Origin of the sequence: Lysinibacillus sp. KU-BSD001 (assembly GCF_042920265.1) — a bacterium.
GTDB lineage: Bacteria > Bacillota > Bacilli > Bacillales_A > Planococcaceae > Lysinibacillus_B.
The window spans coordinates 460592-475827 of sequence record NZ_JBDQZI010000001.1 but is presented as its reverse complement, the minus strand read 5'-3'; the positions used below and the strand labels follow the sequence as shown (position 1 = coordinate 475827).

Here is a 15236-nt window from a genome sequence, read left to right as displayed (position 1 = left end):
AAATTATGTACTAACTAGCAAAAAGAGCAGCTCCCATAACAATGGAGAGCTGCTCTATGTAACTACGGATGTGTATTATTTTACAGCATCTTTAAGCGCTTTACCTGGTTTGAAAGCCGGTACTTTGCTAGCCGCGATTTCGATTTCGTCACCTGTTTGTGGGTTACGACCTTTACGAGCTGCGCGTTCACGTACCTCGAAGTTACCAAAACCGATTAATTGTACTTTGTCACCCTTTGCAAGAGCATCTTGAATTGTATCAAATACAGCTTCAACTGCTTTAGAAGCGTCCTTTTTTGAAAGACCTGCAGCTTCAGCAACAGAGTTTACTAATTCTGTTTTATTCACACCATTCACCTCCTCTCAAAGGGTCATGAACCTAAATCATGTAAAAAGAGTAACATAAGAAAAATCGCACTGCAACTGTATTTATCCGTATTTTTTAAGTTCCTGCTATTTTTTGTGACCAAAACAAAAAGAACAGGACAAATGAACCAAATTCGCCGCTGTTCTTTCGGAATTTTCAATTATTTGTTTATAAATTATAACTAAATCACAAACGTTACAATTCCTCGTTCCCCTTCATTTACCATACGTTCAATTGTTAAACGCATACGTTCTTTTGCATTTTGTGGAATAGATTGCATTTTATAACTAATACTTTCTTTTAATAATTCATGAAGCGGTGTACCGAAGAGCTGTGTACTCCATAACGCTTCTCGGTCATTTTCAAATGCATATTTTAAATCTTTTAATAATTGCTGACTGTAAAATTCCGAGCCAATTAATGGCGCAAATTCCGTCCCCATGTCAATACGAATAATATGATAAGATGCTGCACTCGCCTTCATCCGCACACCATAGAAATTATTTTGACGAATTAATTCTGGCTCACTTGGCTCAAATTCATCAATTGTTGGCAATGTGACCCCGTACCCATCTTTTCGAGCATTGTCAATCGCGGCTTTAAAGCGTTTTTGTTCTTCTTTAGCTTGTGCAGACTCCTTAATAAATAACAGCCAGTCTTTTTTCGTATCGATTGGTTCTGTTAACCATTCATTACATACCGCTTTATATGTTTCACCTTTTATAGCGAGACGAATCGTCGCTACCCCAAGGCCTGGGTCTACTTCTTGTAAGTCACACGCTTCCACAAAATCAATCTGCTCAAGTACTTTTGTCGCATGCTCTACATCACGGATTTTTCGAATCGTTGTCGTCATATGATCAATTGCTTCTTGCAACGTCACATGAATCGGGTGTGCGTCTTCTAATACATCTAACCAGTCTGGCTTTTCTACATCAATGACTTCCACTGGAAATTCATAGAGCGACTCTTGTAAAATGTACATAATATCTGTTTTTGTGAGTTGCTCAATTGACACTGCATGCACCGGTACATTATATTTTTCCAATAGTTCATTACGCAAGCGCATCGTGTTTTCATGTCCTGGCACTGTACTGTTTAACACAATGACAAACGGCTTTCCAATCTCCTGTAATTGTTCAATGATTTGTTGCTCTGCCACTTCAGCAGCAGAACGTTTAATCCCGTTTACCGTGCCATCCGTTGTCACAACGACGCCGATATTCGCATGATCACGTATGACTTTATCCGTTCCAATCTTAGCTGCTTCTTCGAATGGAATAGGCTCATTATGCCATGGTGTTTGCACAAATTTCGGCCCATTTTCATCCTCATAACCTTTTACCCCATCAATCACATACCCTACACAATCCGCTAATCGAATACGGAACGCTAAATCGTTTTCACCAATTGTAATGTGTGCGCTTTGAGCAGGCACGAATTTCGGCTCTGCCGTCATAATAACAGGACCAGGCGAGCTTTGTGGTAACTCGTCCAATGCACGTTTTCGTTCATCCTCATATGCAATATTCGGCAACACAATCATTTCCATTACTTTTTTGACAAACGTGGATTTTCCGACACGTACAGGCCCTACAACACCGATATATACATCTCCATTAGTACGTTCAGCTAACTGTTTAAATACTTGTTCTGACATACGCTCCCCCTTTACGTATTACCATTGTATGAACATTTTATTAAAATATGAAAAACGCTCCTCACAAAATTTGCGAGAAGCGTCTATTTTATTTTTCACTATTCTCTTATTTTTGTTGCTTTTCTTCTTTTTCTGCCTTTACTGGGTCATACATAAAAGTTACTTCATTATTTTCATCTACCGTATATGGTAAAGAATAAGCTGGTAATACAGGGTATTCATCCGCTAGTAAATAGCGAATATCTTCACCCGGTGTTGGTGTCAAATCTTTTTCATTAATAAAAAGCTGCATATCAAGTGAATAGTCTACATATACATCCCCTTCGCTTGATACAACTAATGGCAATAAATTATTTGTATAGGGACTATTAACCGCTACTTCTTGACTATAACCAATATTTTTATAATTGATTGTATACACATAGTCTGCGACACGATCTTTAAATTGTGGATATTTTGTAGAGACAAAACGTAAATTGACTTCACGAATACGTTCTGTCATACGTAAATCAATCAATTTCACTGTTGGCGCTTCTTCTACATTCCAAAGGACATATGTAAAAATACCACCTTGTTCATACGCATTATCTGGTGCTTTTGCAAGATAGCCACCATTTGTTAATTTCATAAAATCAATTTGATACTTCACAAAAATATCGGTATTTTCTTCACTATTTTTAATCGGCAATACACCGGTAGCTTCTTGATATTCATTGATTGCACGTTGTACCGCATTAAGCGCATCTGGATTTGGTGTTTGCTGCACTCGTTGTTGTTCATCATTCGTATAAACAGCACCGCACGCAGATAACAGAACAGAAGCTACTACTACTAAGAAAAATACTAAGGACTTTTTCATCATTTTTCCCCTTCCATTTATTACGCTGGCCACGTTGCTACAACGAGCACCATTAAAACCGTGCCTATAAAGAACATTGCAAACGCAATAAATCTTAAAGCAATCGAAAAGAATGCATTATGTACCCACTTCCGAACAGCTGAAACCATGATAACCGAAAGCATCATTAGCCCAATCGAATAAAATGATACCCACATAACATCAAGGGCGGGCATATTCGCTAACGGCCCACGCGCATTTAATACAAATGCAGACATATCTAATAATGGCATTACAGAAAAACCGCCTTTCACATTTCTTTCACACTGTTAGTCATTATACCGTTTTTCCATATAAAAATATAGGAGGCGCACATTTGCACCTCCCTGTTTGTGAACATTTTATTAAAATTTACCGTAACTCATCGATTTCTGATTTTTTCATACGAATCATGAGCTCATCGACTGCTACTTTTACTTCTTTATCGTTAAACAACACTTCGTACAAAGCAGTTGTAATCGGCATCGGTACATCATATTGTTGGGCTAATTGATAGGCCGCTTTCGTTGTACGAACCCCTTCTACAACCATGCCCATTTTAGCTAACACTTCATCTAACTTTAACCCTTGACCGAGCATATGGCCTGCACGCCAGTTACGTGAATGGACGCTTGTACATGTCACAATTAAATCGCCCATACCCGTTAACCCTGCAAATGTAAATGGATTACCGCCCATTTTGACACCGAGCCTTGTAATTTCAGCTAAACCGCGCGTAATGAGCGCTGCTTTGGCATTATCACCGTAGTTTAAACCATCCGTAATCCCTGCAGCAAGTGCAATGACGTTTTTTAACGCACCACCGATTTCTACACCGATAATATCATCGTTTGTGTAAACGCGGAAATAATTGCTCATAAACAAATCTTGCACTTTTTTTGCCGCATCGATTGACGTACACGCCGCTGTCACAGTCGTCGGATGTTGCAATACAACTTCTTCGGCATGCGAAGGCCCTGATAAGACAACAATGTCTTCGATGAACTCCGCCTTCACGCTTTCTCTTATCAACTCCGAAATACGCAACAATGTATCCGGTTCAATTCCTTTTGACACATGCACTAATAATTTAGCCGTATGCAGTAAATCTGACATATTGCTACATACTTCACGAATAGCTTTTGTCGGCACCGCTACAACAATTGTCGGTGCATGGGCTACAGCTTCTTCTAAAGAAGCTGTAGCACGTAAATTCGTCGGCAAAATCGTTTCTGGTAAATATTTTTTATTCGTATGTTGTTCATTTATTTCTGTTGCTTGGTCTGCTCGGTGCGTCCATAACAGCGTATTATGCCCATTTTCCGCTAATACAACTGCAAGCGCTGTTCCCCAAGAGCCTGCCCCTAATACCGTTACATATTCCATCGTTCTATCCCCTTTATCGAATTAATCACGTGCACGTGTAATTAAACGAATTGGTGTCCCTTCGAAATCAAACGTTTCACGAATACGATTCTCTAGGAAACGCTCATAAGAGAAATGCATTAACTCTGGTTCATTGACGAATACGACAAACGTTGGTGGCTTAATAGCAACTTGCGTCGTGTAATATAAACGTAAGCGGCGACCTTTATCTGCTGGTGCCGGATTTCTCGCTACAGCATCCTCAATCACTTCATTTAAGATCGATGATTGAATACGCATTGCATGATTTTCACTTACACGTTGGATAATCGGGAAAATTTGATGTACACGTTGCTTTGTTTTCGCTGATACAAAAACAATCGGTGCATAATCTAAAAATAAGAAATGCTCGCGAATTTGTTGTGTATAGAAGTTCATTGTCTTCTCATCTTTTTCAACAGCATCCCATTTGTTTACAACGATAACGATTGCCTTCCCTGCCTCGTGCGCATAGCCAGCAATTTTTTTATCTTGTTCTTGAATGCCTTCATCCGCATTCAAGACAACTAATACAACATCGGAGCGCTCAATTGCACGTAGCGCACGTAGGACAGAATATTTCTCTGTGGACTCGTACACTTTCCCTTTTTTACGCATCCCTGCTGTATCAATAATGACATAATCTTGTTCTTCATACGTGTATGGTGTATCAATCGCATCACGCGTTGTACCGGCAATATTCGATACAATTACACGCTCTTGTCCAAGGAAAGCATTTACTAATGAAGATTTCCCTACATTTGGACGACCAATTAACGAGAACTTAATGACATCTTCGTCGTATTGATTTTCATCTTCTTTCGGGAAATGCTTTGCACATTCATCAAGTAAATCCCCTAAGCCAATGCCATGTGAACCTGAGATTGGGAACGGCTCCCCAAATCCTAGTGAATAAAAATCATAAATCATTTCACGCATATCGGGGTTATCGATTTTGTTGACAGCTAGTACAACTGGTTTTTTTGTCTTATATAAAATTTTTGCCACTTGCTCATCTGCTGCTGTCACACCTTCACGACCATTTGTCATAAAGATAATGACATCTGCCTCATCAATGGCAATTTCAGCTTGCTGGCGGATTTGCTCTAAAAACGGCTCGTCACCAATTTCAATTCCACCTGTATCAATAATATTAAATTCATGTGCTAACCAATCTGCCGAACTATAAATACGGTCACGTGTCACACCTGGAATATCTTCCACGATCGATACACGTTCTCCAACAATACGGTTGAAAATTGTCGATTTACCTACGTTCGGACGACCAACGATGGCGATTACTGGTTTTGTCATCTGTTATCATCCTTCCAAACTTCTTCTCGATTTTGTATTATACACCAATCTTCACACTATAGCATGTTTTCATAACATTCAAAACGGTGAAAGTGCCTCTAAACACATATTCATCCGATAAAAATAAGACGAGCAAATAGCCCGCCTTATTTTTACAGTATTATTTTTGTGTGAATTTCTTTAACTGATCACCAATTACATCACTAAATGAAAAACCCGTATTTTCTGTTGGTAATTCATAGTCGAACGCTTCTTCTTTTTCTGCGTCTGCTTGTAAGTCCTTCATATTGAGCGATAAGCGTTTTTCCGCTTCATTCACATCAAGTACTTTCACTTGTACCTCTTGCCCTTCTTTTAAAGCTTCGTGAGGTGTGTTAATATGCTTGTGTGAAATTTGCGAAATGTGCACAAGCCCCTCAATCCCAGGGAACACTTCTACAAAGGCACCAAACGTGACTAAACGTTTTACTTTCCCCGTTAAAACAGACCCTTTTTTTGCTTTCTCTTCAATACCAGACCAAGGGCCAGGGATTGTTTCTTTAATCGATAAAGCAATACGCTCATTGTTGCGGTCAACTGACAGCACTTTCACTTTCACTTCTTGCCCTTCTGATAATACAGTAGATACATCCTCTACATGCTCATGTGCTACTTGTGAAATATGCACTAAGCCATCGATGCCACCTAAGTCAACGAAAGCACCAAAGCTCGCTAAACGTTGCACTTTCCCTTGCAACACATCGCCTTCTTTAACCGAATCAATGACTTGTCGTTTCTTCGACGCTTTTTCCTCTTCTACTACTGCACGGTGAGATAGAATTAAACGTCCTTTTTCTTTATCAAGCTCTGTAATTTTGAAGCTCATCTTTTTGCCTTTATAATCTTCAAAATCTTCTACAAAATAATCTTCTACTAATGATGCAGGAACGAAGCCACGCACGCCTAAATCAACGACTAAGCCGCCTTTCACTACATCCTTCACTTCTGCCTCGAACACTTCACCCGATTCAAACTTCTGAATAAGGTCATCCCACGCACGTAAAGCATCTACTTTACGTTTCGATAATACGTAGTTTTCCTCTTCAACTTTCGTAATTATTAGTTCAAGCGTATCACCTACTGATACGATGTCAGAAGCTTTTTCGATGTGCAAGCTTGATAGTTCGCTAATCGGGATGATTCCATCGAATGGAGCACCTTCTATTGAAACTGTTACTGATTTTTCATCTACTTGCTCAGCAACACCTTTTACAATATCTCCTTCTTGAAATCCTTCATTTACACCTAAGTTCATTTCTTCAGACATATGTAACCCTCCTTTGCATCTTCCATTCTTATTTTATTCGAAAACAATCATAAAAACAAAAATTTTCCCTTTGTTTTCAGAAATTTCATGTAATCGAACTGGTAATTACACCATTTTTTCTTTTGCTAAGTTTAAAATAGCAGTAGCAGCCTCGTCAATCGTTAACGATGTCGTATCTAAAAATAGTGCATCTTTTGCTTGAATCAGTGGCGAAGCTTCTCGCTCGCTATCCATTTTATCTCGAAGCGCAATTTCTTCTTTCAGTTTTTCAATCGATGATGAGATACCGCGTTTTTCGTTATCTAAATGACGGCGTCGAGCACGCTCTTCCACTGAAGCAGACATGAAGATTTTTAATTCAGCAGCTGGTAATACATACGTTCCGATATCACGGCCATCCATTACGACACCACCCGCAGCAGCTAATTGTTTTTGCATTCCTACTAAAATCTCACGAATATTAGCATACGCTGCCACTTGTGAAACATGAGCTGTTACTTCATTCGAACGAATGGCATCTGACACATCGTTCCCATCCACAAACACAAGTTGTCCTTCATTTGAAGGTTGTAATTTAATTTCCGTTTCACGAAGCATTTCTTCTAATGTTACTGCGTCTTCTAATTGTATGCCTGTCTCTATGGCTTTATACGTTACTGCACGATACATTGCCCCTGTGTCAATGTATGTAAACCCTAAATTTTCTGCGACAATTTTCGCGATTGTACTTTTACCAGCTCCGGCTGGACCATCAATTGCAATTTGAATTTTTTTAGCCATCAGTATAATCCCTACTTTCCTCCACCATTGTACCATATTCATATAAATTTTCATGCACTTCTACTCTAGTTGTACGTACATCATTAATGAAACGTATTGATGAACTGGAAGAACCATTTTCCTAAAAAAGAAAGCCACCATCGCTGGTGACTATAGGCTTTCATTTAATTCCTTTTTGCGAATTTGCAGTTGTCGTTCGAAGCAGAAGCGCACAACATATTGTTTATCCAAATCATCCGTATCTGTAAATTGCATCGATGCAAATGTACGTTCATCCCGCTCAAAAATGCGCACAACTAGTGCATCTGTCTGTACATAACGGATTTCCCCATTCATATACGGCAACACAATCGTTAAGTGAACCGTATCACCATCGCTAAAGTTAACGGCTTCTCGTAAATTTAATAACACGCCACCCGCACTAATATCTGCCGCAATGAATTGTGTGAAAACCCCATCATACTCCACTGCAATGTCCACAGGTGTTTCGACACGTACATATTCACGCCGTTGAATTTTAATCACTTCTTCATCTTGCGGATAGGCTAACATAATCATGGGGATATTCCCTGCTTTACGCCCTAATACTTCCGTATTAAATGCAAAGCTTTGTTTTGACTCATTGTTAAATGTCACTCGAAACTGTGCACCGTCTATTAAAAAAGCCGTCTTCTTCGTAATCGTATTAACAGGATAATCGATGTAAATAACACCGTCTGTTTGCTCTAACACTTTACAACGAAATTTCTCTAAGCGTTCGGTATAAGTTGGTTCTAATATTAACATCGTGCCAATTTTAAGTTCCATGTCTAACCCCTCAAATCACAAATAATACCCCTATTATGGCACGAATTTGCAATTTTTTCTATAAGGGAAGGTATTGTTTCATTAGATTAATTTCTCTGTTTGGATAACATCATGTGTATTTGCATCAATTAATACGCGAAATGTATCATTTGTATCATTATTCACCCGCACCGTCATTTCATAGCAAAGCACTAATTCATATCCCGCATTTTCCGTATAAACTAGTTTTGTATCCTCAACAGTCACTCGATCCGTAAAATATTCATCTGCATTCAAAGGAGTAGGCTTTGTATCTGGAATTGTTTCCTTTTGTATATATTCCATTGTGTTCGCACCTAACACTTCGCCATTATCTTTCGCAATTTTCAATTGGATACTATCTGGGTAGACAAGTGCATCGCCCGCTTGTCGTGTAAATACGAAATGCCATGCTTCATGATTTTCTCGTGCTTCCGTATAAACAACATCCGTAAAACCTGCTTGTTTCAAAAATTGTGTTGCCGTATCACGTGCTTGTTGTTGACTAATACTTTGCTCATTCACTGGACGCTCCAATAAAAAGGACAGCAAATGCCCACCTTTTTTTGTTACATCCGCGTAACCAAGTCGAGAGCCTCGCACAAATTGAATATGATAGAACGGATAGGCAGCATCGTCTGCATTCATGGATACAGTCAGTGTCGCACCATCTATCGTTGGAAATAACTCCTGTACTCTATTCACCGCTTGTTCTTTTGTCACATCTTTATCTGTTATATGTGCCAGTTCGCGTTTTTTCTGATAATCTGACTCACTCGCGGTAATAGGGAAGTTCGCTTCACGATAACTTTTCACAGTAGTAGACACTTGCTTAAATGGCGAATTGACTTCATCCAGTACATGATCTTGCCATGTATTATAATCACTGTCTGCTGCAAAATAGCGAGCTGTTGCTACAGTCCAGTCTTCAGATAACATTTTCATATTTTGCGAAATACCTTCCCAATCCGCTTCGGTCCCTCGCTTCGCTTGCTCACCCATCTTACCTAAATAACTTAAAAGCTCACTTGCTACTTCCGATTGAATCGGCAGTTTAGTAATGGAATTACGTAACTCATTACTTAATCGCCAAATGGAATCCATTTCTTCTGAACGCGCTTGTTCATCTTGAAACAATTGTGCTTGCAGTACGGTCTTCGATAGGTTATTCAATTTTTCTGACGCACTTGCTAATTCACTTGTATATTGTGCATGGACGGCTTGTTTTAATTCCCCATTCTCTTGTGAAAGATGGATCGTATACAGCACTAAAGCAAAGGACAAAATGCCTAATAAATATAATGTATTTTTCATATTACACCTCTAATAGCAAAAAATATGTTCGCCGATTTGTTTGATCTGAGGCCGCGTCCAAATCCATGGGCTCGTCGCTGTCTCGGGGTTAAAATAATAAAGCGCATTTTCTGAAGGGTCCCACCCATTCATCGCATCTAACACTGCTTGTTTAGCCCGATCATTTGGCGTTAACCAAATTTGACCATCCGCTACGGCTGTAAAAGCTCGAGGTTGGAAAATAATCTCTGAAATAGTGTTTGGAAATTCATCTGATTCCAGCCTATTTAAAATAACCGCAGCTACTGCCACCTGCCCCTCATACGGCTCACCACGCGATTCACCATAAACGGCATTCGCCATGAGTTGTAAATCTTGCTCCGAGTATTTATTAGGCAATTGAATTTGACTATTTTTCGTTCCTTGTTGCACTTGTTGCTCCAGTGGGATGCCACCATAATGGGTGAACCTCGTCCCTTTATTCATTTGTTCCTGCACAAATGCTTGATAATACTTCGAGTTATTTGTCAGTACTTTTTTTGTTTCTGAACCTGCAAGACCGTCTACTTTTAAACCGTAGTCTTGTTGGAAATTACGCAATGCCCAGTACGTACCATAGCCGAAAATCCCATCAATTTTCCCTTTATAGTACCCGATATATTGCAACCTCGCTTGCAATTCAATGACATCATCACCAAACGCACCACGCTCTACAACTTGTGACGAAAAAGCATTCGTTTGTATCGGCACTACACCGAAACATAATATTAAAATGAACAACCATTTTTTCATCATCCATATATCACTCCTTTTCTAGGTAGGATGGAAAAGGAGAAACATTTTATACACAAAAAAAGCTTTTGCTAACGAATTTTGTTAACAAAAGCTAGTTACATTTTATTATTTTCATATAAATGCACGACTAAATGACGATGCGCCAATTTCACTTTTCTTAGGCCAAACCACCATAAAAACAACATAAACGGCACTACTAGATACATAAGATTGCCTTTAAGCGTTAAAATTGTGTTATAACTAAAATGCAGTATCATAGGCGCTATAAGTGCAAGCAGTAAATATTCGATTTGCTTATCATCTTTTGAAAACTTACTTTTGCCAAAATAATAGCCCATTACAACACCGAATAGCGCATGGCTCGATACAGGTAACAAGGCGCGAAGAAACGCTTTATCAATACCAAATGATAGTAAATATAAAATATTTTCTACTGTCGCAAACCCTAATGACACAGCAGCACCATATAATATGCCATCATATGGATCGTCAAATTCTACGTGGCGCAAAATAGCCGTAAAAATGACAAGCCATTTAAAAAACTCTTCAATTGCGCTTGTAAATACGACGGTTGTAAAAAACGAACTTGAAAACGTTTGTTCTTCCTCAAGTACAAATTGAATGAACATGATTGGGAATGTAATGAGCGCCCCATATATAAATGAGTGTAGGAGTGTGCGTCTTGGTTCTGTAGACATTTGATTACGCAAATAAAAATAGCTCAGGAGTGCTAGACCTGGTGCAATCGCAGCCGATAACAATATGAACATATGTCACTACCTCCTTACATTCAAAACAAATTCATCTTTCCTATTATAACAAAAACAGTTGCAAGAAAGTGCAAACAGGAGGTTTTCTGATGAAAAAAAATATTTTATTAATTCATACAGGCGGGACCATTTCAATGCAAATGAGTCCAGAAGGTGCCGTCTTGCCAAACGAGCGAAATCCAATTGTTGATGCAAAGGAAACACTATCAACCTACGCACACATCATCGAGGTAGAAGCATTTAATTTACCTTCCCCACATATTACGCCCACTGAAATGTTAGCATTACGTAATGTTATTATAGCACAAACACAGCTCTATAAAATTGACGGTGTTGTGATAACACATGGGACAGATACGTTAGAAGAAACGGCATACTTTTTAGATTTAACGACGAATTTTGACTTTCCCATTGTCTTAACAGGAGCGATGCGTTCTTCTAATGAACTCGGGGCAGATGGTGTTTATAACTTATTAGAAGCCGTACGTGTCGCCTGTGATGAAAAGGCACGTAAAAAAGGTGTGCTCGTTGTTATGAATGACGAAATCCATCAAGCGTTTAATATTACGAAAACGTCAACTTCTAGCGTCAATACATTTCAAAGTCCACAATACGGTCCGATTGGATTAGTCACAAAAAAAGCTATTCATATCCAGCAACAGCCCGTTAGAAGACAATATGTACCACTAGAGGCTATGACAAAGCGTGTCGCATTATTAAAGGTGTACGCTGGGATGGAAGCTGATCTTATTGAAGCGGTTCATACAGCGGGGTACGATGGGTTAGTACTTGAAGGGTTAGGCCAAGGAAATGTGCCGCCAGCTGTGGCGAATACGATAAAAAAGCTATTAGCACAGCAAATCCCCGTCGTCCTCGTTTCAAGATGCTTTAACGGAATCGCAGAAGGAATTTACGGATATGAAGGTGGCGGTAAACAATTAGAGGATGCTGGTGTCATTTTTGCAAACGGCATTAATGGGCAAAAAGCCCGTTTGAAGCTCTTAATCGGCATCAATCAAGCCCATACACCGATTGACTTAAAACTCTTTTTCGCCTAAAACACATCGCTGTAGTGGAAATAAAAAGTCGTGGATGCTCCATAAAACATCCACGACTCGATTTACCTATTAATTTTCTTAGCAATTAAATCCCCATGGAAGCGACCGTTTTCGATAAAGATTTCATTGGCATTGTTCCCTGCTGCAATGACCCCAGCAATAAACAAGTTCTCTACATTTGTTTCCATCGTTTCAGGATTAAAATACGGACGTCCCGTTTCTTGATCGATGTTCACACCCATTTCACGAATAAAATCATGATCCGGATGATAGCCTGTCATCGCAAAGACAAAGTCATTTTTCACGATTTTCTTCTCACCTTGTACGTCAATGACGATCTGATTTTCGTAAATTTCTGTGACATGACTTTCAAAGTGCATCGTAATTTCCCCGCTGCGAACACACGCATCAAACTCTGGCAAAATCCACGGTTTGACGCTAGGTGAATACTCACTCCCTCGGTACACAACCGTTACACGGGCACTTGCTTTGTTCAACTCTAACGCAGCATCAACAGCTGAATTTTTGCCGCCAATTACGACCACATCCGTATCAAAAAATGCATGCGCTTCTTTGAAGTAATGGTGCACTTTCGGCAAATCCTCGCCTGGAATACCGAGATAATTCGGGTGATCGTAATAACCTGTCGCAATGACTACATAAGGTGTTTCATATTGCCCTTTTGTCGTAGAAACAATAAATTGGTCACCTTTTTTCTCTACACCGTTCACTTTTTCAAAGCGATTTACTTGGATATTTTTCGCTTTTACTACTTCACGATAGTACACAAGCGCCTGATTTCGACGCGGTTTGCGCTCCTCTATAATAAATGGCACATCGCCAATCGCTAATTTTTCACTTGTACTAAAAAACGTTTGGTGTGTCGGATAATTGTATAATGCATTAACAATATTTCCTTTTTCAATGACAATTGGCTTTAATCCTATTTTTTGAAGCTCAATTGCTGCCGATAATCCGCATGGGCCTCCGCCGACAATAATTGCATCTACTTTTTCCATGAATAAAACCTTCCTTCTAACAATCCAATTACTCTTAGTGTACCGCTTTTCTTTCTCTATTTCGAGCCTATTCGACGATTTGTACGTTAAACAACATTTTTTAACTGGAAATTTAAACCTATCCAAACAAGTATACTTATTCCTCATACTATGTGCTTTTAGAAAGACACCTCTTTGCGCATATTCCCGAAACTTTTTCCTATCTAAAAAAGCTGTCGCATTATATGCAATCAGCTTTTTGGCATGTGATCGTAATGATATGACACTCTGGTTTGGCCATCAAACGAAGTGGGATAAGCGTTGTCCCGTACCCGTTACTTACTAAAGTAGGTACACCTTTTCGTATGGAAAATGAGCCGTGCGGATGCACACTAAATGGACCTAATCGAATTTGTCCACCGTGTAAATGTCCCCCCATCATTAATGTCGGTTTATGCAACGGATAGGCTTTATAAAAAACTTGAGGGTTATGTGAAACAAACAGCGTAATATCCCCGTCCTGACATTTTTCAAGTGCCTTTTCAAAGCTATAAGCGCGTGTCGATGTATCATCAATTGCGCTAATCCATGTCGGATTTGCCCTGTTTGGCAATAACACCGCATCATTTTCTACAACGGTTACATCATACTGAGCCAATAATGACCGCAACTGTTCTTCTCCTACTTCTCGGTCGTTATTCCCCCAAATAAAGTAGATGGGTCCCAGCTTCCTAAGCTTTTGTAAGTTTTCCTTTATCTGCTTTAATGGCACACGTTTATCTACAAAATCCCCACCGATAATCACAGCTTCTACCGGCTTTATTTGTTGCAGCATATGCGTGGAAATCCGCCGATTATGGACATCCGAAATAAAGAACACAGCAAATTGATCTTCATTCCCTGTAGCTTGCACCGCATGTGTGCGAATATTGTTTTCATGTGCTTCTTTGACCATATAGAGCACAAAAAGAAGCAAGATGCAAAATACGCCATACATCCAGGTCATCTAGCTTCCTCCCATTCATTAGAAAAAGACGACTCCATGCGCATGGGTCCGTCTTTTTCCATATTGTACTTTATGTACACATATTATATTATTTTACGGTAAAACAAGTGTTTGTCCAACATAAATGGATTCTGAATTTAAACCGTTTGCTTTTTTGATTTTTTCCACTGCATTTGGGTCATTATAATAATTCATCGCGATACGGTATAATGTCTCATTTGATTGGACTGTATGCGTTTTTTTCGATTTCGCCGCTTCCTCAGCTTGACGCTTCGCCTCTTCTTCGGCTTTCTTTTTTGCTTCTTCCTTTGCCTTTTGTTCAGCTGCTGCTTTTTCTTGCGCCGCTTTTGTTGCCTCAGCCGCCGCTGCTGCTTGAGCTGCTGCTAATTCTTTTTTCTGTTCTTCCGATACATCATCTAGCTTTTCAGAAGTTGCTTTGCCGTCTTTTTTCTCGTCTTCCTCTTCCTCATCATCTGCTGCTTCAGCTACTACCGGCGGTTCATTTTTTTCTACTTGTACAACATCATTTGTTTGCTCTACTGTTTCTACTGGACTAGTAGGTTCATAAATAAATTGCGTATAAATAAGCACTAATAACGGAATAAATATGAAGATGACAAGTAAAGTAGGCATAAGTGGGCTTTTACGCTTTTTTATTTTACCTGTTGAGCGAGACATTCTAGATTTAGTCGTTTCGAGCTCAATTTCTTGACGATCTTCTTCGATTTTTTCGCGATAGTCTTCTTTCGTCATTTGCATACCCTCCAAACTTCGCTATCTATT

The 15236-nt window shown here is 39.3% G+C and carries 16 protein-coding genes; 1 reads left to right on the top strand and 15 read right to left on the bottom strand.

The genetic code is table 11. The features are described 5' to 3' along the window. Window positions 1-75: 75 nt before the first annotated feature. From AAGS61_RS02445 to prsW, 12 genes are all read right to left on the bottom strand, one after another. Entirely contained in the window at window positions 76-348 is a 273-nt protein-coding gene (locus AAGS61_RS02445; protein WP_036154459.1) for an HU family DNA-binding protein, read from the bottom strand. Between the two features lie 200 nt (window positions 349-548). Next, window positions 549-2027 (bottom strand): stage IV sporulation protein A, encoded by a 1479-nt coding sequence (gene spoIVA, locus AAGS61_RS02440; RefSeq protein WP_391366898.1) that lies wholly within the window; start codon window positions 2025-2027, stop codon window positions 549-551. A 106-nt stretch (window positions 2028-2133) separates the two neighbouring features. Further along, window positions 2134-2886 (bottom strand): hypothetical protein, encoded by a 753-nt coding sequence (locus AAGS61_RS02435; RefSeq protein WP_391366896.1) that lies wholly within the window; start codon window positions 2884-2886, stop codon window positions 2134-2136. A 20-nt stretch (window positions 2887-2906) separates the two neighbouring features. Then, window positions 2907-3158, bottom strand: coding sequence for a DUF2768 domain-containing protein (locus AAGS61_RS02430; RefSeq protein ID WP_391366894.1), 252 nt, complete (start codon window positions 3156-3158; stop codon window positions 2907-2909). Between the two features lie 118 nt (window positions 3159-3276). Next, window positions 3277-4290 carry an NAD(P)H-dependent glycerol-3-phosphate dehydrogenase gene (locus AAGS61_RS02425; RefSeq protein WP_391366893.1) on the bottom strand — a complete coding sequence of 338 codons (1014 nt, stop codon included), beginning with the start codon at window positions 4288-4290 and terminating at the stop codon, window positions 3277-3279. A 21-nt stretch (window positions 4291-4311) separates the two neighbouring features. Further along, window positions 4312-5622: a ribosome biogenesis GTPase Der gene (der, locus tag AAGS61_RS02420; RefSeq protein ID WP_391366891.1), complete on the bottom strand. Its 1311-nt coding sequence runs from the start codon at window positions 5620-5622 to the stop codon at window positions 4312-4314. 160 nt (window positions 5623-5782) lie between these two features. Then, window positions 5783-6928 carry a 30S ribosomal protein S1 gene (rpsA, locus tag AAGS61_RS02415; protein ID WP_391366889.1) on the bottom strand — a complete coding sequence of 382 codons (1146 nt, stop codon included), beginning with the start codon at window positions 6926-6928 and terminating at the stop codon, window positions 5783-5785. A 105-nt stretch (window positions 6929-7033) separates the two neighbouring features. Further along, window positions 7034-7708: a (d)CMP kinase gene (gene cmk, locus AAGS61_RS02410; RefSeq protein WP_391366888.1), complete on the bottom strand. Its 675-nt coding sequence runs from the start codon at window positions 7706-7708 to the stop codon at window positions 7034-7036. A 150-nt stretch (window positions 7709-7858) separates the two neighbouring features. Continuing rightward, window positions 7859-8515, bottom strand: a complete 657-nt coding sequence (locus AAGS61_RS02405) for a flagellar brake protein (RefSeq protein ID WP_391366886.1) — start codon at window positions 8513-8515, stop codon at window positions 7859-7861. An 81-nt stretch (window positions 8516-8596) separates the two neighbouring features. Beyond that, window positions 8597-9847 (bottom strand): PepSY1/2 domain-containing protein, encoded by a 1251-nt coding sequence (locus tag AAGS61_RS02400; protein WP_391366884.1) that lies wholly within the window; start codon window positions 9845-9847, stop codon window positions 8597-8599. Window positions 9848-9856: 9 nt separating this feature from the next. Continuing rightward, complete coding sequence (gene sleB / locus AAGS61_RS02395; RefSeq protein WP_391366882.1) at window positions 9857-10621, bottom strand: spore cortex-lytic enzyme; 765 nt, start codon at window positions 10619-10621, stop codon at window positions 9857-9859. A 95-nt stretch (window positions 10622-10716) separates the two neighbouring features. Then, complete coding sequence (gene prsW / locus AAGS61_RS02390; protein WP_391366880.1) at window positions 10717-11391, bottom strand: glutamic-type intramembrane protease PrsW; 675 nt, start codon at window positions 11389-11391, stop codon at window positions 10717-10719. Window positions 11392-11480: 89 nt separating this feature from the next. Here prsW and AAGS61_RS02385 point away from each other — a divergent pair, with 89 nt between their 5' ends. Beyond that, window positions 11481-12449, top strand: coding sequence for an asparaginase (locus tag AAGS61_RS02385; protein WP_391366878.1), 969 nt, complete (start codon window positions 11481-11483; stop codon window positions 12447-12449). A gap of 62 nt (window positions 12450-12511) precedes the next feature. On the opposite strand, the gene AAGS61_RS02380 is transcribed toward AAGS61_RS02385, so the two are convergent. From AAGS61_RS02380 to AAGS61_RS02370, 3 genes are all read right to left on the bottom strand, one after another. Then, the gene (locus tag AAGS61_RS02380) at window positions 12512-13468 is read right to left on the bottom strand and encodes a YpdA family putative bacillithiol disulfide reductase (protein ID WP_391366877.1); all 957 of its coding nucleotides are present in this window, start codon (window positions 13466-13468) and stop codon (window positions 12512-12514) included. A 220-nt stretch (window positions 13469-13688) separates the two neighbouring features. Continuing rightward, window positions 13689-14453 (bottom strand): metallophosphoesterase, encoded by a 765-nt coding sequence (locus AAGS61_RS02375; RefSeq protein WP_391366875.1) that lies wholly within the window; start codon window positions 14451-14453, stop codon window positions 13689-13691. A gap of 93 nt (window positions 14454-14546) precedes the next feature. After that, window positions 14547-15206 carry a LysM peptidoglycan-binding domain-containing protein gene (locus AAGS61_RS02370; protein ID WP_391366873.1) on the bottom strand — a complete coding sequence of 220 codons (660 nt, stop codon included), beginning with the start codon at window positions 15204-15206 and terminating at the stop codon, window positions 14547-14549. Between the last annotated feature and the right edge of the window lie 30 nt (window positions 15207-15236).

Coding starts and splice junctions, on each gene's coding strand:
- spoIVA (WP_391366898.1), bottom strand. CDS start 2,027: ATGTCAGAACAAGTATTTAAACAGTTAGCTGAACGTACTAATGGAGAT.
- AAGS61_RS02435 (WP_391366896.1), bottom strand. CDS start 2,886: ATGAAAAAGTCCTTAGTATTTTTCTTAGTAGTAGTAGCTTCTGTTCTG.
- AAGS61_RS02430 (WP_391366894.1), bottom strand. CDS start 3,158: ATGCCATTATTAGATATGTCTGCATTTGTATTAAATGCGCGTGGGCCG.
- AAGS61_RS02425 (WP_391366893.1), bottom strand. CDS start 4,290: ATGGAATATGTAACGGTATTAGGGGCAGGCTCTTGGGGAACAGCGCTT.
- der (WP_391366891.1), bottom strand. CDS start 5,622: ATGACAAAACCAGTAATCGCCATCGTTGGTCGTCCGAACGTAGGTAAA.
- rpsA (WP_391366889.1), bottom strand. CDS start 6,928: ATGTCTGAAGAAATGAACTTAGGTGTAAATGAAGGATTTCAAGAAGGA.
- cmk (WP_391366888.1), bottom strand. CDS start 7,708: ATGGCTAAAAAAATTCAAATTGCAATTGATGGTCCAGCCGGAGCTGGT.
- AAGS61_RS02405 (WP_391366886.1), bottom strand. CDS start 8,515: ATGGAACTTAAAATTGGCACGATGTTAATATTAGAACCAACTTATACC.
- AAGS61_RS02400 (WP_391366884.1), bottom strand. CDS start 9,847: ATGAAAAATACATTATATTTATTAGGCATTTTGTCCTTTGCTTTAGTG.
- sleB (WP_391366882.1), bottom strand. CDS start 10,621: ATGATGAAAAAATGGTTGTTCATTTTAATATTATGTTTCGGTGTAGTG.
- prsW (WP_391366880.1), bottom strand. CDS start 11,391: ATGTTCATATTGTTATCGGCTGCGATTGCACCAGGTCTAGCACTCCTG.
- AAGS61_RS02385 (WP_391366878.1), top strand. CDS start 11,481: ATGAAAAAAAATATTTTATTAATTCATACAGGCGGGACCATTTCAATG.
- AAGS61_RS02380 (WP_391366877.1), bottom strand. CDS start 13,468: ATGGAAAAAGTAGATGCAATTATTGTCGGCGGAGGCCCATGCGGATTA.
- AAGS61_RS02375 (WP_391366875.1), bottom strand. CDS start 14,453: ATGACCTGGATGTATGGCGTATTTTGCATCTTGCTTCTTTTTGTGCTC.
- AAGS61_RS02370 (WP_391366873.1), bottom strand. CDS start 15,206: ATGACGAAAGAAGACTATCGCGAAAAAATCGAAGAAGATCGTCAAGAA.